Source organism: Acidiphilium sp. PA, assembly GCF_026191915.1.
In the GTDB taxonomy this organism is placed as follows: Bacteria; Pseudomonadota; Alphaproteobacteria; order Acetobacterales; family Acetobacteraceae; genus Acidiphilium.
In genome coordinates, this window is sequence record NZ_JAIMBY010000012.1 from 79,161 (window position 1) to 98,107 (window position 18,947).

Sequence of the window (18,947 nt, forward strand, 5' to 3'; positions counted from 1 at the left end):
TCTTTTTTGTAAAAAAGAAACAAAAAACTTTTATTCGTTGGGTCGTCGTTGGTTTTATCTTCGGCGGCCTGATGGATAAAAGTTTTTTTTGCTTCTTTTTTTTCAAAAAAAGAAGGCCTTGCTTTCTAACATTTGCGCTCAGTGCTCAACGATGCGGCTTGTCAAATTTTGTCAAATTGATATCGTGTGCTGATGACCACGATGAACATATCCCTGCCCGACGATTTGAAGCGCTTCGTCGATGAGCGGCAGGATCACGGCTATGGCACATCGAGCGAATATATCCGCGAATTGATCAGGCGAGACCGTGATCGGTTGGCGTTGAGGGCTTTGATCGTCGAGGGACTGGAGTCGGGCAGTGCAGGCCTAGCCGATGCGCGTTTCATTCAATCCCTGCGGGGTTATGCCGAATCCGCGAGCGAACCAGCCGGACCGAAGTCCGGAAATTGACGGAAGTCAGGCGATCTCGGCGCGCGGACGCGGATATTCGGAAAGCACTCGACTACCTTTTGGCCGAAGCGCCTGAACAGGTCTCCGCCATGATCGATGCGATCGAGACCGCAATCGGCCGAATGGCCGCCCACCCTGGTATCGGGTCGCCGCGCTACGCCGCCCTGCTGGAGATACCGGGGCTACGGCACTGGACGCTGCCAAAATTTCCCTATGGATTGTTCTATCTGGAATATGAAGATCGCGTGGAGATCCTGCGGTTTCTGCACATGAAGCGCGATATCGCGGACAGCCTTGCTCACGATCCGATTGGTTTGAAGCCGTTCGAGATCACTGCCGAAGCCTCGATCGGTCCGGTCCTACGCCGCGCGACCGCAGCCGATGCCGACGCGATTGCCGCGGTGACCGACGCGCCCTATGCGAAATGGGTGCCGATCATCGGGCGCAAGCCGGTGCCGATGATGGTGGATTATGCCGTCGCGGTGCGCGATCACCTGATCGACGTGCTTGAATCGGATGGCACGATCATCGCGCTGATCGAACTGGTGCCGGAGCCTCGCTGTCTTGTTATCGAGAATATCGCGGTGCTGCCGGCACATGCCGGTCGTGGCCACGGCAGGCGGTTGATGGCGCATGCGGATCGTGTGGCCGCGGACCATCGGCTCGGCCGGGTGCGGCTTTATACCAACCGGAAAATGACCCGTAACATTTCGCTGTACCAACAACTTGGCTTTGCGATCGATCATGAGGAGGTCAAGGACGATGGCCGCACGATCGTTCATATGAGCCGATCGGTCGCCGCGATCGACCGATAATGCCGCGCGTCTATGTCCTGGGTGCTTCGGGGTCCGGCATGACGACGCAGGGAGACGCGCTGGCGGCGGCGCTTGGCGTGCCTCATGCGGATTCGGATGATTTTTTATGGTTGCCGACCAATCCGCCGTTCACCACCAAGCGCGATACCGTTGACCGGCGGGCTTTGCTGCGGGCGCCGCTGCCGGTTTCGGGGTCATGGGTTTTTTCGGGATCGGCCCTGTCATGGGACGATGAAATTGCCCCGTTCTACGATCTGATCGTGTTTCTGCGGCTTGATCCGGTCGAGCGCATGGCGCGGTTGCGCCGGCGTGAGGTGGCCCGGTATGGTGACCGCATCGCGGCGGGCGGCGACATGGCGGCAATTCACACCGCGTTCATGGAATGGGCGGCATCGTATGACGACGGTGGCCTCGGGCACCGCAGCCTGCTCAGCCACGAAACATGGCTGGCAACGCAGACCACCCCCATCCTGAGGCTGACCACCACTGATTCAGTGCCAAGTATGATCAGAACAGTAAAAACACTACTCTATACTGACGAATAAAAGTTTTTTGCTACTTTTTTACAAAAAAGTAGGCCTTGCTTCCCCGCCTTACCGCCCGCCAAACAAGGCGGACCCGATCCGCACCTGCGTCGCCCCGCAGGCGATCGCGATTTCGAAATCATCCGACATGCCGATCGAGCGAACCGGCAGGCCGTGGTGATCGGCCATCGCCACGAGATCACGGAAATAGGGTGCCGGGTCCTGCCCGACCGGCGGGATGGCCATGAGCCCGCGCAGCGCGGTGCCGAAGCGGGCGCGCATCGCGCGGATGAACGCATCGGCCTCCGCGCGCGCGACGCCGGCTTTTTGTGGTTCATCGCCGATGTTGACCTGCACCAGCAGGTTCGGCATCGACCCCTCACGCTCGGCGGCGGCGGCGAGCGCGTCGGCGAGTTTGGGGCGGTCGAGCGTTTCGATCTGGTCGAACAGCAGAACTGCGTCGCGTGCCTTGTTGGTTTGCAGCGGGCCGATCAGGTGCAGGTCGATATCCGGGTGGGTCACCCGCAGCGGCGGGAATTTCAGCGCGGCTTCCTGGACGCGGTTTTCGCCGAACACCAACTGGCCAGCGGCCAGCGCCGCCTCGATCGCGGCGGCGGGTTTGGTTTTCGAAACGGCGATCAGCGTGACCGCGCGCCCGGCGGCGGCCTGGGTGAGGCGGCGGTTGAGGGCAGCGATGGTTGCGGCGATAGGGGGAATCGGATGATCATCGGTCATGGATCAACACCTGATCAGCCTGGCCCGCGCGGTCAAGCGCCGGCGGCGGGCGCGGCATCCGACTTTATGGCTGTTTACCGATGAACGTCGCCAGCCTGATCTGCTGGCGACGATCGCGGCGCTGCCGCGCGGGATCAGCGGCGTGGTGTTCCGTCATGACGGTGCGCCCGGCCGGCCGGCGCTGGCCCGACAGGTGGCGGCGCTGTGCCGGAGCCGGCGGATCACGCTGGTGATTGCCGGCGATTGGCGGCTGGCGGCCGCGTTGGGGGCGGGGGTGCATCTGCGCGGTGGCGTGCCACCGCAGTCGCGTTATCGCGGCACGGTAAACACCGCTTCGGCGCATGATCGTGGGCAGATGATCGCGGCGCGGCGGGCGGATGCATCGCTCCTGTTCCTGTCCCCAGCCTGTGCAACCCGGAGCCATCAGGGCGCCAGCGCTCTCGGCCCGGTGCGCTGGGCCGCGCTGGCCCATCGCTGCCGCGTACCGGTCCTGGCACTGGGCGGCATCACCGGCGCGGTCGGGCGGCACTTCCGGGCTGGTTGCGCCGGATTCGGCGCCATCGATGCTCTGTCATCCTGTTGACATATACTGTGGCCCCGAAACAACAGGCCATCGAAATAGCCGGAAACACCGGCTCAGCATGTTGCTTCCGTCTCGGTAAATGCGTTTTATCTGTGGGTCAGCCGTTCGCGCCGGTGTTGGGGCGCGCCAGCCAAGAGGTCGATGCCAAGCACCGGCCCGATCGAAAACAGGGTTAAACGCCGCTAGGTCGGCAACATGGAGGTTTATATGCGCAAATTCCTACTGGCCTCGGTGGCCACGTTGGGCATGGTAGCCGGAGCAACCGGTGCCGCGCACGCACAGGCGGCCACGCCGCCGAAGCCGGGCACGCTGGTCGTTCATTTGAACGGTTTGTTCACCTATCAGCTCGATGCCGTTGGCTCCTCGGTCAACAGCTATGGCGGTTACAAGCTCAACCCGATCGCAAACGAAGGGTTCCTGCGCCTGTACCCCGGTTTTGACGCGATGACGACAAACGGGTTCGAATACGGCGTTGCATCGGAAATCCGCGATGCCTACACCAATCCTGGTCAGGGCGAACAGGAAAACGCTGTCGCAAACGGTGCCGCGAACGGAACGGAATCGCTCGTGATCCGCCGTGCGTACGCCTATTTGGGCACCAAAGAAGCCGGCATCGTGCGGATCGGCCAGGGCGATGGTCCGTGGACGCTGATGCAGGACGGCGTGTTCGAAAACTTCGGTGACGGCAATCAGTGGAACTCGGACGGCGGCATCGGCTCGATCGTGCCGAGCGCTGCGCACCCGACCTGGCTGTTCTCTGACACCGGCGCGCTCTATACCAGCCTCAAGATCGTCTACCTCACCCCGACCTTTGCCGGCTTCAATGCAGGAATCGGCTTCGAGCCGAATTCGAACGGCATCAAGGAAGGCCTCGCGGCCTGCACCGTGGCGCAGAGCACCTGCGCGGCCCTCGCCAGCGCGCCTGGCGGCGCGGGCAATGCCCGCCGCAAGAACACGCTCGATGCGATGGTGCAGTATACCGGTGCATTCAGCGGCGTCGGCGTGAAGGTCTCGGCCGGCTACATCAAGGCCTCGCCGATCGGCAACAGCTCGGGCGCCTCGCTTGAGACGATCGTCTCGCCGGAAACCGGCGCGATCACGCATGAAACCGGCTACAAGGGTCTGGGCATTGCCACGGTCGGCGGCCAGGTTTCCTACGCAGGCTTCATGCTCGGTGCGAACATGAAGGACGGCCAGGTCAACAATGGCTACACCTTCCTGCTTCCCGGCCAGCGCAACGCCTTCGATTGGCTGGTCAGCGCCGAATACACTGCCGGCCCGGTCACCCTCGGCGGCTACTACTTCAACAACCAGAGCGCCGGTGCGCATCTGCCGGGCAATGGCGTCGGCCGGACCGAGCAGGACAATGGTGTTGCGATCGGCGCCAATTACGCCGTCAGCCCGAACCTCGGCCTGTTCGTCACCTATCTGTATGGCCAGCGCAAGCAGTACGGCTTCGATTTTGCCAACAGCAAAACCGACACCACGGTGGGCAACCGCATGCACAGCCAGGCGATCGGCGCGGGTGCCGCGCTCAAGTGGTAATCTGACGATCGGCTGAAACGCCGGGACCATAAAGGGGGCGACGGTACGAGCCGTCGCCCCCTTTTTTCATGCCGGCCAGCCCCGGGGCGCGGCGGCACGGGTTATTTCCAAAAAAACACATGCTGCCTGCCCGTGCCGCGCTTGCCCTTGGCGTGAACCGGCAGCAAGGCTAAACACCCCACAGTGTCGCGCAGACTTCCTGCTGCGACTGAGCGGAGATGAACGTGCGGCTTCACAGCAAACTGGTCACAAAGCGTTTCAACCAAGGCCCGGCGCTGGCATGTCTGGCGGTCGCGGCCCTCGGTCTTGCGTCATGCAGCAGCAGCAAACCATTGACGGCGGCACAGATCAACAATCCGCAGACGCAATACACCCCGCCCGCGATGAACCATCCCGGCGGCGGGCTCGGCAATCTGCTCACGCTCGGTGGCGGTGGTCACGCCGCGCCGGGTGGCTCAGCAACCGGTGTCGCGGTGAACGCCTATCTGTGGCGCGCCTCGCTCGATACGTTGAGCTTCATGCCCCTCGCCTCGGCCGATCCGTTCGCCGGCGTCATCATCACCGATTGGTATTCCCCGCCCGCCACCCCCAACGAACGCTTCAAGGCGACCGCCTACGTGCTGGGCAGCATGCTCTCGGCCAACGACGTGAAAGTGTCGATTTTCCGCCAGGTCCGCCAGGGCGGCGGCTGGGTCGATCAACCGGTCGATCCCGCAACCGCCAACGGCATCGAGGATCGCATCCTGGCGCGCGCCGCGCAACTCAAGGCGGCCGGGCAGTTGAACGGCTGATCGGATGGACCAGAACAAGCCCGATCTCGCGCCCGATCAAGGCTCCGACCACGCCTACGACTTCCGGGCGGCCGAGCCGCGCTGGCAGGCGGCATGGGCTGCGGCCGGATGTTTCATCACGACCGACCAGCCGGGCGGCACGCGGCCGAAATGCTACGTTCTGGAAATGTTTCCCTATCCGTCGGGCAAGATCCACATCGGTCATGTGCGGAACTACGCGATCGGCGATGTCATCGCGCGCACCCGCCGCGCCCAGGGGTTCGATGTGCTGCACCCGATGGGGTGGGACGCCTTCGGCCTGCCGGCGGAAAACGCGGCGCGTGAGCGCGGCGTCGATCCCGCGCAATGGACGCATCAGAACATCGCGGCGATGCGCGACGACCTCAAACTGGTCGGCCTGTCGATCGACTGGTCCCGCGAATTCGCCACCTGCGATCCCGCATATTACGGCCAGCAGCAAAAGATCTTTCTGGATTTCTGGCGCGCGGGCCTCGCCTACCGGCGGGAATCGGCGGTCAACTGGGACCCGGTCGATCTCACCGTGCTGGCGAATGAACAGGTGATCGACGGGCGCGGCTGGAAATCCGGCGCACTGGTCGAAAAGCGCAAGCTGCGCCAATGGTTTTTCAAGATCACCGAATTCGCGGAAGATCTCCTCGCCGGGCTCGACACGCTCGACCGCTGGCCGGAACGGGTGCGTACCATGCAGCGCAACTGGATCGGCCGGAGCGAAGGGGCGAATGTGTCCTTCGCCCTCGCCAACCCGCTCGACGGCATCGATCACGTCAAGGTCTACACGACGCGGCCGGATACGCTGTTCGGCATGAGCTTCCTCGCGATTGCGCCGGATCATTCGCTGGCAACCGCGGTTGCCGCCCAAAACGCCGAGGCCGCTGCCTTCATCGCCGAGTGCCAGAGCAACGGCACCTCCGAAGCCGCGATCGAAGCCGCGGAAAAGCGCGGGTTCGATACCGGCCTGCGTGTGAAACACCCGTTCACCGCCGCGACCTATCCGGTGTGGATCGCCAATTTCGTCCTGATGGAATACGGCACTGGCGCGATTTTCGGCTGCCCGGCGCATGACCAGCGCGACCTCGATTTCGCCCGCAAATACGGGCTCGACGTGACCGTGGTCGTCGCGGCCAAAGGCGAAGCGGCACCCACAGTCGGCACGACCGCCCTGACCGGCGATGGCGTGATCGTCGCCTCGGATTTCCTCGATGGGCTCGATGTCGCTGCCGCCAAAACCCGCGTGATCGCCGAGCTGGAACAGCGCGGCATCGGCCAGGGCGTGGTCAACTGGCGCCTGCGCGACTGGGGCGTCTCGCGCCAGCGCGCCTGGGGCTGCCCGATCCCGGTGATCCATTGCGAAATCTGCGGCACGGTACCGGTGCCGGCCAAGGACCTGCCGGTGCGCCTGCCCGACGACCTGCCGTTCGACCGGCCGGGCAACGCGCTCGATCACCACCCGACCTGGAAGCACGTCGCCTGCCCGCAATGCGGCGCCGCTGCCCTGCGCGAGACCGATACGTTCGACACTTTCGTCGACAGCTCGTGGTATTTCGCCCGGTTCTGCGCCCCCCATGCCGAAACCCCGACCGATGTGGCGGCGACGAAACATTGGATGCCGGTCGATCAATATATCGGCGGCATCGAACACGCGATCCTGCACCTGCTCTATGCGCGGTTCTTCACCCGGGCGATGCACCGGCTCGGCCATGTCGGGGTCGATGAACCCTTCGCCGGACTGTTCACCCAGGGCATGGTCACCCACGAGAGCTATAAATCCGAAGACGGGCGCTGGCTCTATCCCGATGAGGTGATCAAGCACAGCGATGGCACGGCGACCAGCAACGGCAGGCCCGTGATCGTCGGCCCGATCGAGAAAATGTCGAAATCCAAGCGCAACACGGTCGATCCCGGCGTGGTGATCGAGCGGTTCGGCGCGGATGCGGCCCGCTGGTTCACCCTGTCGGACAATCCGCCGGAACGCGATGTCGAATGGACCGAGGCCGGCGCCCAGGGCGCGTTCCGCTTCGTGCAGCGCGTCTATCGCCTCGCGCGCGGCCTGACGCAGGACGCACCCGATGCCACGCCGCTCGATCAGGCAGAGGGTCCCGCCCGCGCGCTGCGCCAGGCCACCCACCGGGCGATCGCCGGCGTCACCGAGGCGATTGATGCCTTCGCCTTCAACGTCGCGATTGCGCGGCTGTATGAATTGAGCAACGCGATCACCGATGCCGAGGCCAGGACCGCACCCGGCATGGCGGCGGCACAGCGCGAAGCCGTAACGGCGCTGATCCGCCTCGCGGCGCCAATCATTCCCCACGTCGCCGAGGAAGCCCACGCGCTGATCGAACCGGGCGCACCGCTGGTGGCGGACCTGCCCTGGCTCACCGCCGAGCCCGACCTGCTGCGGCGCGACCGGGTGACGCTCGCGGTCCAGATCATGGGTAAGCTGCGCGGCACCATCGAACTCGCGCCGGGAGCGGATGCCGCAACCGCGATCGCCGCCGCGATGGCCGAGCCGAAAATCGCGCAGGCGCTCGCGGGCGTCACCATCGTCAAGCGCATCCACGTGCCGGACCGGATTTTGAATTTCGTGATCCGTGCGTAGGTACCTCGCCCTCTCCTGCGCGCTGGCCCTGTCGGCCTGCGGTTTTCATCCGCTGTACGGCCCCGAGGCCGGACAGCCCGCGCGCATCGCTTCACGCATGGATGAAATCGACATCGCACCGCTGGCCGATCGTCAGGGTCAGGTGATGCACCAGGCGCTGGAAGCGGCGTTGCAGCGCGATGGCGCGCCCAGCTTCTACCGCTATCATCTGACCGTGCAGTACGGCATTTCAGTGCAGATCATCGGCGTGCAGCAGGACACCTCGAACACGCGCAACCGCTTCCTCGCCACCGCGCACTGGGAACTCACGCCCGAAGGCAATCTGACCACGAAACTCGCCGAAGGCAATGCCCAGGCGATGGACGCGGAGAACATCATCGACAACCAGTATTTCGCCAACACGCTCGATGGCGGCGTCATGCGCCACCAGCTGGCGCGCGAACTGGCCAATCAGATCGCGATGCAGTTGGCACTCTATTTCCGCGCTCACCCCGATCATGGGGCGTAGTGCCGGGCCGTTGGGGTGGTGCCGTTTGGGAAGGAAGATCAGGGGGCTTTTCCCCCCGAACCCCCCACTAACGGCGGAGCCCTTGGAACCCGCCGGTTTCAGGCAAGGGGAGGGCGCTGCCTCGATGGTTCGACTGATCTGGCCTTCCTTCCCAAACGGCACCACCCCATGAAACTGGACGCGCGCCAGGCCGATCGGTTTCTGGCCGACCCCGGCGCCACCCGTTTCGTACTGATCTACGGCCCGGATACCTCCCTGGTTACCGACCGGGCCCGCGCGCTCGCCCGGCGCATTGCCGGCTCGCTCGACGATCCGTTCCGCCTCGCCGAGCTCGATGCGGAGCAGGCGGATCGGCTGCCCGAGGAAGCGACGGCGCAGGCATTCGGGGGCGGTCGCAAAGTGATTTTGATCCGCGATGTCGGCGACAAGCAGGCACCCTCGGTCGAGGCCGCACTCGCCACAAAGGGCGATGCGCTGGTCATCGCGACCGGCGGCGACCTCAACGGCCGCTCGAAACTGCGCACACTCGCCGAAAAGCACAGCGACGCCGCCGCGATCGCCTGCTACATCCCCGATGCCGCGGCGCGTGGCCCGATGCTGGAGGCCGCCTTGCGCGCCGCGGGTGTCGGCATCGCGCGCGATGCGCTGACCCTCGCCGCCGGCCGGCTGGGCGGTGAATCCGGCGCCCTGGCCGATGCCGCCGAACGCCTCATTCTCTACGCCGGCCCCGGCGGCACGATCACCCTCGCCGATGTCGATACCGTGCTCGACGACCAAGGTACCGCCTCGATGCATGATGCGATCGACGCAGCCCTCGCCGGCAACCCAAGCGCCGCGGACCACGCGATCAGCCTCGCGATCGATGAGGGCGCGGCGGCCGTGGCGATCCTTCGCGTCCTGCTCGCCGAGCTGTCCGGCCTGCGCCTGATGGCGGAAGCCATCGCACGCGGCGCCAACCCGCGCGATGCGCTCGCCGCCCGCCGGCCGCCGGTGTTCTTTCGCCGCCAGGGCGCGGTGATCAAGGCCGCCGGCCTCTGGCGCGAACCCGCGATCATTGCCGCGATCGACCGCGCTCTTCGTGCCGAAGCCGATTGCAAACGCACCGGCAGCGTCCCGGAAGCCATCGCGCGGCAGACGCTGCTGGGGTTGGCGCAGCGGGCGCGGGGGTAGAAGGCGAAGGCAAGGGCAGAGTCTTCTTTTTTGTGAACAAAAAAGAAGCAAAAAAACCTCGTTAATCTGTGCCCGTGCCTTTGAAAACGCCCGTGCTCCGGAGTCGGAAAGTTTTTTGCTTCTTTTTTACAAAAAAGAAGCCTTCCCTTCCCTCACTTCCAACCTCGCCTCCCGGCCCAAAACCCGATACTCTTCCACCCATGCTGCTTCCCGACGAACCGCCACCCTGCCGCCGCCTCTACCCCGACGCCACCAGCGCCTTCCTGCTCACCGCCGATCATGCGGGGCGCCGCATTCCCCACGCGCTCGGCGACCTCGGCGTGAGCGAGGCAGACCGCCAGCGGCATATCGGCTGGGATATCGGCATCGCCGGCGTGACCGAACAACTCGCGCTACAGCTTGATGCCACCGCGATTTTGCAGACTTATTCGCGCCTGGTGATCGATTGCAACCGCCCGCCCGCGGTACCAAGCGCCTTTCCAGAGGTTTCCGAAGCGACACGGATCCCCGGCAATCGCGGGCTGGACGACGCGGCGAAACAGGCGCGGATACAGGCGATCTTCGCGCCCTATCACAGCATGATCGCCGGCGAGATCGCGGCCCGCAGCGCGCGCGGCCAACGAACGATCTACCTTGCCATGCATAGTTTCACACCGGTCTTTCACGGCCACGCCCGGCCGATGCACGCCGCCGTGCTGTTCAACCGCAACCCCCGCCTCTCGCTGATCCTGGCCGATCTGCTGCGTGCGGAGGGCGATCTGATCGTCACCGAAAACGACCCCTATGCCGTCTCTGATGCCACCGATTACGGTGTGCCGGTGCACGCCGAACGCAACGGGCTCGATTACGCCGAACTCGAAATCCGCCAGGACCTTATCGCGACCCAGGCCGGCGAGGCTGCCTGGGCAGCCCGGCTCGCCCGCCTGCTGCCGCGCGCGCTCGCACAGCTCGAATCATCCGCGCCTCAGCCCGGCGGGTGAACCGCACGCCAATGCCGCGCGATATCAATCCGCCGCGCGATCCACACATCGGGCTGCGCCGCGACATGGTCGATGAAGCGGGCCAGCGCGGCTGCCCGCCCCGGCCGGCCGGCCAGACGGCAATGCAGGCCGACGCTCAGCATTTTCGGACTGCCCGCGCGTCCCTCATGCAGCAGCCAATCGAAACTATCGCGCAGATAAGCAAAAAAATCATTGCCGGAGCCAAAACCCGGGCTGGTCGAAAACCGCATGTCATTGGCATCGAGCGTGTAGGGAATGATCAGATGGCTACCGTTCGCCGCCGCTACCCAATAGGGCAAGTCATCGGCATAGCTGTCCGATGAATAGACGAAACACGCCTCCGCCATCACCAGCTCGCGCGTGTTCATCGAGCAACGGCCGAGGTAAAATCCGCTTGGCGCCGCGCCGGTAACCCGCGTGTGCAGCGCAATGGCCTCGTGCAGATGCGCCGCCTCGACCGCGCGCGGCACATCGCGATAATCGATCCATTTGAGCCCGTGGGACGCGATTTCCCACCCTGCCTCCTGCATCGCCGCAACCTGTTCGGGCCCGCGCATCAGGGCGGTGGCGACGCCATACACCGTAACCGGAATCTGCCGGCCGCTGAACAGCCGCCAGAGCCGCCAGAACCCCGCACGCGCGCCATATTCATACACCGATTCCATGTTCCAGTGCCGCGCATGCGGCCAGGGCGCCGCACCGGGAATCTCCGACAGAAACGCCTCGGACGCAGCATCCCCATGCAGAATATTGTTCTCGCCGCCTTCCTCGTAATTGACCACGAACTGCACGCATAACCTGGCCCCGCCCGGCCATTGCGGATCGGGCGGCGTGCGCCCGTATCCTGCCAGATCGCGCGGATAAGGCGCCGGACCGCTCATGGCGTCGCGCCGAACAACTCCACAAGTGTCAGCGCCACGACCTCAGTCGCCTTGTACAGATCGCTCAACGGCAGTTTTTCATCCGCCCGATGCGCGTTCGCCTCTTCGATCGTGTGCGGCCCGGCGCCATACAGCACGATCGGCACGCCGGCGGCCGCGTAGTGCCGTGCATCGGTATAGAGCGGCACGCCCTTGGCGGTCACGGTTTCGCCCATGATCCGCGAGGCGTGGCGGCACAGCAGCGTGGTCAGCGCCGCCGCCCCGGCCGCGGGCACCAGCGGCTCGGCGAGCAGAATGCGGCGAACCGTCACGGTCGCGCCCGGCACCGCCCGCACCGCCTGCTCGATGATCGCGCGCAAGTCCGCCTCAACCGCTGCGGGATTTTCCTCGGGGATCATGCGCCGGTCGAGCCGGAACGTGACGCGATCGGGCACCACATTGGTATTGATGCCCCCCTTGATCAGCCCCACCGTGAGCTGCGGACTGCCGATGCCGCCGATCGCCGATGTGGTCCCGGCCAGCACCGGGCGCTCGGCATACAGCGCCGCGAGCACGGCGGTACCCGCTTCCAACGCATCGATGCCGGTGAACGGCATGGCGGCATGCGCCGAGCGGCCTTCGACCTGCACTTCAAGATGCAGGCAACCGTTATGCGCGTTGACCACGGCATAGGAAAATCCGGCGCCGATCGCGAGATCGGGCTTCGAAATCCCCTCCTCCAGCAACAACCCCGGCCCGATCGCGCCGCCGGCTTCCTCGTCGTAGGTGAAATGCAGTTCGATGGCGCCCCGCAGCGGTATATCGAGCGCGATCAACGCGAGCAGCGCCCAGGTATAGGTCGCGAAATCCGATTTCGACACCGCGACACCGCGCCCGAACATCCAGCCATCCTTGATCGTCGCGCCATACGGATCATGCGTCCAGCCGTCACCCGGCGGCACCACGTCGCCATGGGCATTCAGCGCCACCACCGGCCCCGGGCCGAAGCGATGGCGCACCACCAGATTGGTCGCGCTGATCATGCCGGTTGCGCCGGCGCGCGCCGCGGGCACTACATGGCGTTCGACGGTCAGGCCCAACCCTTCCAGCAATTGTGCCGCAACCTCGGCATGGCCCGCGCAATCGCCCGGCGGATTGTCGGACGGCGCACGGACCAGCGCGGCCAGAAATTCGGTCTGGCGCGCGCGCTCGCCGTGCAGAAAGGTCGCGATCGTGGTGGCAACTTGCTGGGTCACTGGGATGGTCCTTGCTCGGTAAGGCGGGGATCGAAACGGGTCAGAAAATCGGTCAGTACGGCAACGGCCAGCGCCGCATCCCCGGCCATGATCGACTCGGCGGGGTTGTGACTGATGCCCAATTTGCAGCGGACGAACAACATCGCGATCGGGCACAGATCGATCATGGCGAGCCCGTCGTGGCCGGCCCCGCTCGGCAGGTGCCGCGGCGTCACGCCGCAGCGGGCGACACTCTCGGCAAGGGCGCCAACCAGCGGCGGCGCGCAGGGCGCGGCCTTCGCCTCGTATAGATCGGCGATCGCCACCGCCACACCGCGCCGTGCCGCAATCGCCGCAATTTCGGCGCGAAGCGCGGCGGTCGCCGCATGGCGCACCGCATCGTCACCACTGCGGATATCGAGCGAAAGCCGCGCACCCCCCGCAATCACGTTGATCGCGCCCGGCTCTGCCGCGACGATGCCGGTGGTGATCACCAGGCCCGCGGTCTCGCGCGCGATCCGCTCGGCGGCGAGAACCATCTCGGCGGCGGCGCAGACCGGATCATGCCGCAGCGCCATCGGCACCGTACCGGCATGCCCCGCCACGCCGGTGATCTCGACCATGTGGCGCGCGGCACCGGCAATGGCGGTCACGATGCCGACCGGCAGCCCCGCCGCCTCCAGCACCGGCCCCTGTTCGATATGCACCTCGCAATAGCCAAGCACCGCGTCCCGGCGGTAGCCGAGCGCCGCCGCAGCGCCAATCGCCGGCGCGCCGAACGCCACCAGCGCGCTCCGCATCGCAACACCGGCGGCGTCGCACGCATCGAGCGAAGCGGGGTCGAGCGTGCCGGCCAGCGCGCGCGAGCCGGTCAGCGTCACCGGAAAACGGACGCCCTCCTCATCGCCGAACGCGATCACCTCGATCGCATACGGCATCCGGCGATCCCCCAGCGCGGCGACCGCCTCGATCGCGGCGACCACCCCGAGCGCGCCATCGTATTTCCCGGCGTCGCGCACGGTATCGATATGCGAGCCCAACAGCAGCGCGGGCAAGCCCGGTCGGTCCCCTTCGCGCCGGCCGATCACCGAACCCACCGCATCGATCCGCACCGCCAGCCCCGCTTCGCGCATCCACGCCGCTACCTGATCGGCCGCCGCACGGTGTTCCGGCGTCAGATACAACCGCGTCAGCGCGCCCGGTGTCGCGGAATGGCGCGCCAGTTGATCGAGCCGCGCCATCACACGGGCACCGCGTTCCGCGCCACTCATGTGAGCTCGCCCGCCGCATCATCCCGATCGTGGCGCTTGTGCCCGGCGACATAGGTCGCCCGCACCACCCGATCGCTCCCAAGCGTCATCAACACGAACAAAAGCGCCTCCAGCGAATCAACAAACCCCTGCCGCGCCGCCAGCAGCGGCGTCGCCCTGGGGTCGAGCACGACCAGATCGGCGTCCTGCCCCGGCGCAATCTGGCCGATATGCGCCGCCTGGTCGATCGCGTGGGCGGAACCGCGTGTGGCGAGGTAGAACGCCTGATGCGGGCTCAACGCATCGCCGCGCAACTGGGCGATCTTGTAGGCCTCGGCGAGGGTCGCCAGCGGTGAAAAACTCGTCCCCGCCCCCAGGTCGGAGCCCAGCGCGGTGCGGACCGGATTGGCCGAAACCAGCGCACGCTTCAGATTGAACAGCCCCGAGCCGAGAAACAGATTGGAGGTCGGGCAATGCACCACCGTCGCCTCCGCCTGGGCGAGCCGCGCCCATTCGCGCTCGCTCAGATGAACAGCATGCCCGAACAGGCAGCGGCGGCCGACCAGTCCGAACCGGTCGTACACATCGAGATAATCGCGGCACCCGGGGAACAATTCTGCGACCCACGCGAGTTCCGCCCGATTTTCCGAAAGATGGGTCTGCAGATAGAGCCCATCGATCTCGTGGCGCAATGTCCCCGCCAGCGCGAGCTGCGCCTCGGTACTGGTCGGTGCGAAGCGCGGTGTCACCGCGTAGAACAACCGCCCCTGGCCGTGCCAGCGCGCGGCGAGACGCTTTGATTGGTCATAGCCCGTCTGTGCTGTATCGCGCAGGCCCGCCGGCGCGTTGCGATCCATCAACACCTTGCCGGCACCGGTCCGCAGCCCGAGTTTCGATGCTTCCTCGAAATAGGCATCGACCGATTCGGGATGCACCGTGCAATAGGTAATCGGCGTCGTGACGCCCGCGCGCAACGATTCCCGCAAAAACGCCTTCGCTACCAGGCGCGCGAAATCGATATCGCCATAGCGCTGTTCGGTTTCGAATACGTAGTGATTTAGCCATTCGAGCAACTGCCGCCCATGCGCGCCGATCATCGGCATCTGCGGATAATGCACATGGGCATCTATGAATCCCGGCATGATCAGATGATCGGGATAATGCACCGGCACCACGCCCGCCGGCAGCACGGCCGGATCATACGCCCCCGCACTCAGGATACGACCGTGGTCGATCAGGATCAGCCCATCGGATTCATAATGAAAGCATGAAGCATCATCCACCTCGAACGGATTGCCGGTATAGCTCAAAAACGGACCGCGCAGCGCAGACAGCATGGTGATCAGCCGGGTTCAGATGTTGGACGGCACGTCGGACCGCGCCAGCGCATAGCGTGGCGCCGTCAAGGCTAGATAAGCGAGCGTCGTCGCGCCAGCACCGACGAAGAACGAGATGTCGCCCCACTGCGGCCAGGCGCGCGCAAACGCGCCGACATACAACGGATATTGATTGAAAAACGGCACGCTGCACGCGACCCCGATCAACCACGCAACGAAGCCGAGATGACCGACCGAAACACCATTCCAGCGCGCCCGGCGCGGCCAGAAATGCGCAATAATCATCACCGGAAAGCGCGGAATGATCACATACCCCAGAAAGAACAGCAGCAACTCGTAATGCTTGTAGAAATTGTTGTGCCCGAACAAAGCGAGTGCCAGCCCGACCACGCCGGTCAGCAACGCCGCCTGGTATTGTTTGAGCCGAATACCCGCCGCCAGCGCGGAGAGCGAGGCTGAATAGATGTTCAGAATGTTGGGGCTGACGGTGCCAACAATGATCGCAAGGATCAACAGCGGGCGAAACCATTCGGGTATCCAGGCCGTGAACAGATCGGACGGTGCATTCAACTGCACGGTCGCCCCGATGAGCGCACCCAGACATTCCAGCCAGACACAGGAGATGAACGAACCCAGAAACGTGTTCACGAACACCCGCCGCTTCATCGCCGGGCGACCCTCGCGATAACACAGGTAGCGGGTATAATCCGATGAATACAATATCCAGCCGCCCAGCCAGGACAGCATGATCGATACCGTCAATAAAAACGCGCCGGAAACGCCGCCGACTTGCGCAAGACTCTTCGGATTGGCGAGCGGCAGATGCGTAATATTCAAAGCCGACAGAACCGTCAAAATTACGAACACGGAGGCCAGGAAATAGAAGAACCACCGTTCTGCCGCCACAATGAAATCATGTCCGATCAGCGCGATGAAGACCTGCGCAATCGTCAAGCCCATGATGGCCGCATCGATCCCAATGCCGACGGTCGCATGCAGCGCGTAGCTGCCGATCACGGTATTGATCGCGAACCAGGAAAATCCATTGAGAAAATTGAGGAACGACAGGAACCGGTTGCCCGGCGCCCCGAACCAGTTCACGCATTGCACCATCTGCGGCAGGCCGTATTCGACGCCGTAGGTCGAAAACAATCCAAGCATTGTGCAGCCGATCAAATTGGCGAGCACGATCGCCGCCACCGCATCGAGCGCGGGCAAACCGAACACGCCGGTCGCAATCGCGCCCGTGGTGATCGTCGCGAATTCCACATTGGCCGCCGCCCACAAGCGGAACAGTGCGCGCGGCGTACCGTGCGCCTCTTCAGGCTCGATCCGGGCAATTCCCTTGCTTTCCACCGTCAGAATATCGTTCGACTTCATGATGACGTTTCCTTGATTTTTGCCGGCGCCGTTGGTTCAGCGCACAAGCTCACGCAACTGTTGCAGGCGAAACCACGCAATACGGCCAATCTCCTCGACCGCGATGGTCGTTTCGGTGGAGGCATCGTTACCGAGCCGCTGTTCGAGCCGTTCGATGATTGCGGGTGCATCCTTCTGCCCCCGGACCGCGATGATGAAGGGAAACCCGAAACGCTCCCGATAGCGGCGATTGAGGCAGGCAAGCTCCGCCGCCCGCGCCGGCGTGAGCCGATCGAACCCGGCAAAACTCTGCTCGCGCGATGAATGATCGGTCAGGCATCCGGCCTGCCCAAGTTCCGGATGCGCGCACAACAGCCCCAACACCTGTTGCCGGTCGGCTTCATGCACAACCCGCTGCATCGTCTCGGCCAAAGCCTCGATCGTTGCAAATGGCCGGTACCGTGCCGCCTCCGCGGCAACCCAGGGCGAATGCTCGTAAACAGCCGCCAGCGTCGCTGAAAATCCGGCCGCACTCATCCGGTTGAGCGCCTCGATCATGTCTGCATCCGGGCTCATTTCGCACCGGCCCGAAACCATGCACCGATCTCACCGCGCTCCGCCTTGGTCATATGCGTCACGTTGCCCGGTGGCATCGACTTCGCCTGCACCGCCTGCTGATCGATCAAGGCAGCGTGCCGGCGCACCTCCACCGCCGTGTCGAACATCAACCCGGCCGGCGCACTCGCCATCAGGCGCGGGTGCGCCGCATGGCAGGCCGCACAGCGCTGGCGCACGATGGGCATGATCGCTGCGGTTTTCACGATCGGTGCCGTCCCCGCCTGGGCCGGACCGGTCAGGCCGAGCCCGCCGGTCGGCGCCACCAGAACGATCAACGCAACGAACAGCACTCCGGCCACCGCAGGCAGTTTCCAGTCCTGGCGCCCCGTGTGGCGCAGGACGAAATACTGGCGGATCAGCGCACCGCCGATCATCGCCAGCCACAAATTCAGCCAATTCGCCGCACCACCATACAGCATGCTGAAATGGCTGCTCAGCATGGCGAACACCACCGGCAGGGTGAAATACGTGTTGTGGACCGAACGTTGCTTGCCGCGCCTGCCCGGCGTCGGGTCCGGCGTCTCACCGCGCGACAGCGCATCGACCATCTTGCGCTGGCCGGGAATGATCAGAAAGAACACATTAGCCGTCATGATGGTGCCCAGCATGGCGCCCACGATCAGAAACGCGGCCTGCGCCGAGAAAAGATGCGTCGAAACATAGCAGGCCGCACCGACGAACAAGGCAATCACGATACCGAGCAGCCTGTCGTTCGCGCCCAGCAGGCGGCACGCCGCATCATACACCACCCAGCCGGCCAGCAGAAAACCGAGCACGGCAATCGCCGCGGTCAGCGGGGTCAGCGCCGCCACCGCGGGGTCGATCAGATAGGTGCCGGGCTGGAGCAGATACATCACCGTCAGCAACGAAAAACCCGACAGCCAGGTGGCGTAGGATTTCCATTTCGACCAATGCAGATCGGCCGGCATCTGCGGCGGCGAGACCAGATATTTCTGCGAATGATAAAACCCGCCGCCATGCACCGCCCAAAGCTCGCCGAACACGCCGCGCTGCCGCGCCGCCGCGTCACCCGGTTTGTGCAGGCTGTTATCGAGCATCACGAAGTAGAACGATTCCCCGATCCACGCGATCGCCGCGATCACATGGAGCCAGATCAACAGGGCCATCGCCCAGCCGGTCAGGTACGTCATCATCTGGGTTCAGCTTCCCCGGTAGGTGGTGTAGCTCCACGGCGATGCCAGGAGCGGAATATGATAATGCGACTGTGCGGCATCGATCCCGACCCGAATGATGATGTCACCGAAAAATGCGGGTGCCGCCGGTGGGTTTGCGAAATAAGGCCCCATCGCGAACACCAGATCGTACACGCCGCTCGCCAGATCGCCGCTCACCAATAGGGCACGGCCGTCGGCGTCCGTCACCGCACAGGCGACCGGCGTTGCCGGTGCGGCCGCGCTGTGCAGCCGTACCGTAACGCCACCCGCCGGGCGGCCGGTCGCAGTGTCGAGAACATGGGTCGTCAAACGGGTCATGCGGGTCTCCAATGGTCGCGGGTCCTGCGGTTATCACGCCGGCGGACCGCACGATG

Annotated in this window: 19 protein-coding genes; 10 read left to right on the forward strand and 9 right to left on the reverse strand. The window is 64.6% G+C overall.

The window, feature by feature from the left end; all coding sequences use genetic code 11:
* The first annotated feature begins 192 nt into the window (after positions 1-192).
* The 3 genes from AruPA_RS14395 to AruPA_RS14405 are packed head-to-tail and all read left to right on the forward strand — an operon-like array spanning position 193 to position 1,810.
* Positions 193-450 carry a type II toxin-antitoxin system ParD family antitoxin gene (locus AruPA_RS14395; RefSeq protein ID WP_265637426.1) on the forward strand — a complete coding sequence of 86 codons (258 nt, stop codon included), beginning with the start codon at positions 193-195 and terminating at the stop codon, positions 448-450.
* A complete protein-coding gene (locus tag AruPA_RS14400) occupies positions 447-1,265 on the forward strand; it encodes a GNAT family N-acetyltransferase (RefSeq protein ID WP_265637427.1) in 819 nt (272 codons plus the stop codon). The genes AruPA_RS14395 and AruPA_RS14400 overlap by 4 nt, the downstream gene beginning before the upstream one ends.
* Positions 1,265-1,810: a hypothetical protein gene (locus AruPA_RS14405; RefSeq protein WP_265637428.1), complete on the forward strand. Its 546-nt coding sequence runs from the start codon at positions 1,265-1,267 to the stop codon at positions 1,808-1,810. Before AruPA_RS14400 ends, AruPA_RS14405 begins: the two co-directional genes overlap by 1 nt.
* Before the next feature lie 48 nt (positions 1,811-1,858).
* Here the strand turns inward: AruPA_RS14405 and AruPA_RS14410 are convergent, their stop codons facing one another.
* Positions 1,859-2,524, reverse strand: coding sequence for a YggS family pyridoxal phosphate-dependent enzyme (locus AruPA_RS14410; RefSeq protein ID WP_265637429.1), 666 nt, complete (start codon positions 2,522-2,524; stop codon positions 1,859-1,861).
* Here AruPA_RS14410 and AruPA_RS14415 point away from each other — a divergent pair.
* From AruPA_RS14415 to AruPA_RS14445, 7 genes are all read left to right on the forward strand, one after another.
* On the forward strand, positions 2,523-3,107 hold the full coding sequence (locus tag AruPA_RS14415) for a thiamine phosphate synthase (RefSeq protein ID WP_265637430.1): 585 nt from the start codon (positions 2,523-2,525) through the stop codon (positions 3,105-3,107). The two genes, AruPA_RS14410 and AruPA_RS14415, sit on opposite strands and share 2 nt — an antisense overlap.
* A gap of 207 nt (positions 3,108-3,314) precedes the next feature.
* A complete protein-coding gene (locus tag AruPA_RS14420; RefSeq protein ID WP_265637431.1) occupies positions 3,315-4,652 on the forward strand; it encodes a porin in 1,338 nt (445 codons plus the stop codon).
* A gap of 218 nt (positions 4,653-4,870) precedes the next feature.
* On the forward strand, positions 4,871-5,443 hold the full coding sequence (locus tag AruPA_RS14425) for a DUF3576 domain-containing protein (protein ID WP_265637432.1): 573 nt from the start codon (positions 4,871-4,873) through the stop codon (positions 5,441-5,443).
* Positions 5,444-5,447: 4 nt separating this feature from the next.
* A complete protein-coding gene (gene leuS, locus AruPA_RS14430) occupies positions 5,448-8,060 on the forward strand; it encodes a leucine--tRNA ligase (protein WP_265637433.1) in 2,613 nt (870 codons plus the stop codon).
* On the forward strand, positions 8,053-8,568 hold the full coding sequence (locus AruPA_RS14435) for a hypothetical protein (RefSeq protein WP_265637434.1): 516 nt from the start codon (positions 8,053-8,055) through the stop codon (positions 8,566-8,568). Before leuS ends, AruPA_RS14435 begins: the two co-directional genes overlap by 8 nt.
* Positions 8,569-8,736: 168 nt before the next feature.
* Entirely contained in the window at positions 8,737-9,738 is a 1,002-nt protein-coding gene (gene holA / locus AruPA_RS14440; RefSeq protein WP_265637435.1) for a DNA polymerase III subunit delta, read from the forward strand.
* A gap of 200 nt (positions 9,739-9,938) precedes the next feature.
* Positions 9,939-10,718: an N-formylglutamate amidohydrolase gene (locus AruPA_RS14445; RefSeq protein ID WP_265637436.1), complete on the forward strand. Its 780-nt coding sequence runs from the start codon at positions 9,939-9,941 to the stop codon at positions 10,716-10,718.
* Here the strand turns inward: AruPA_RS14445 and puuE are convergent.
* The 8 genes from puuE to uraH are packed head-to-tail and all read right to left on the reverse strand — an operon-like array spanning position 10,703 to position 18,891.
* Positions 10,703-11,620 (reverse strand): allantoinase PuuE, encoded by a 918-nt coding sequence (gene puuE, locus AruPA_RS14450; protein WP_265637437.1) that lies wholly within the window; start codon positions 11,618-11,620, stop codon positions 10,703-10,705. The genes AruPA_RS14445 and puuE overlap by 16 nt on opposite strands.
* Positions 11,617-12,855, reverse strand: coding sequence for a M20/M25/M40 family metallo-hydrolase (locus AruPA_RS14455; protein WP_265637438.1), 1,239 nt, complete (start codon positions 12,853-12,855; stop codon positions 11,617-11,619). Before AruPA_RS14455 ends, puuE begins: the two co-directional genes overlap by 4 nt.
* A complete protein-coding gene (locus AruPA_RS14460) occupies positions 12,852-14,105 on the reverse strand; it encodes an allantoate amidohydrolase (protein WP_265637439.1) in 1,254 nt (417 codons plus the stop codon). The genes AruPA_RS14455 and AruPA_RS14460 overlap by 4 nt, the downstream gene beginning before the upstream one ends.
* A complete protein-coding gene (gene guaD / locus AruPA_RS14465; RefSeq protein WP_265637440.1) occupies positions 14,102-15,421 on the reverse strand; it encodes a guanine deaminase in 1,320 nt (439 codons plus the stop codon). Before guaD ends, AruPA_RS14460 begins: the two co-directional genes overlap by 4 nt.
* A 15-nt stretch (positions 15,422-15,436) precedes the next feature.
* Positions 15,437-16,801 (reverse strand): cytosine permease, encoded by a 1,365-nt coding sequence (locus AruPA_RS14470; RefSeq protein ID WP_265637441.1) that lies wholly within the window; start codon positions 16,799-16,801, stop codon positions 15,437-15,439.
* Between the two features lie 36 nt (positions 16,802-16,837).
* Complete coding sequence (gene uraD, locus AruPA_RS14475) at positions 16,838-17,356, reverse strand: 2-oxo-4-hydroxy-4-carboxy-5-ureidoimidazoline decarboxylase (RefSeq protein WP_265637442.1); 519 nt, start codon at positions 17,354-17,356, stop codon at positions 16,838-16,840.
* Positions 17,353-18,552, reverse strand: a complete 1,200-nt coding sequence (locus tag AruPA_RS14480; RefSeq protein ID WP_265637445.1) for a urate hydroxylase PuuD — start codon at positions 18,550-18,552, stop codon at positions 17,353-17,355. The genes uraD and AruPA_RS14480 overlap by 4 nt, the downstream gene beginning before the upstream one ends.
* 6 nt (positions 18,553-18,558) lie before the next feature.
* Positions 18,559-18,891, reverse strand: coding sequence for a hydroxyisourate hydrolase (uraH, locus tag AruPA_RS14485; RefSeq protein ID WP_265637446.1), 333 nt, complete (start codon positions 18,889-18,891; stop codon positions 18,559-18,561).
* Between the last annotated feature and the right edge of the window lie 56 nt (positions 18,892-18,947).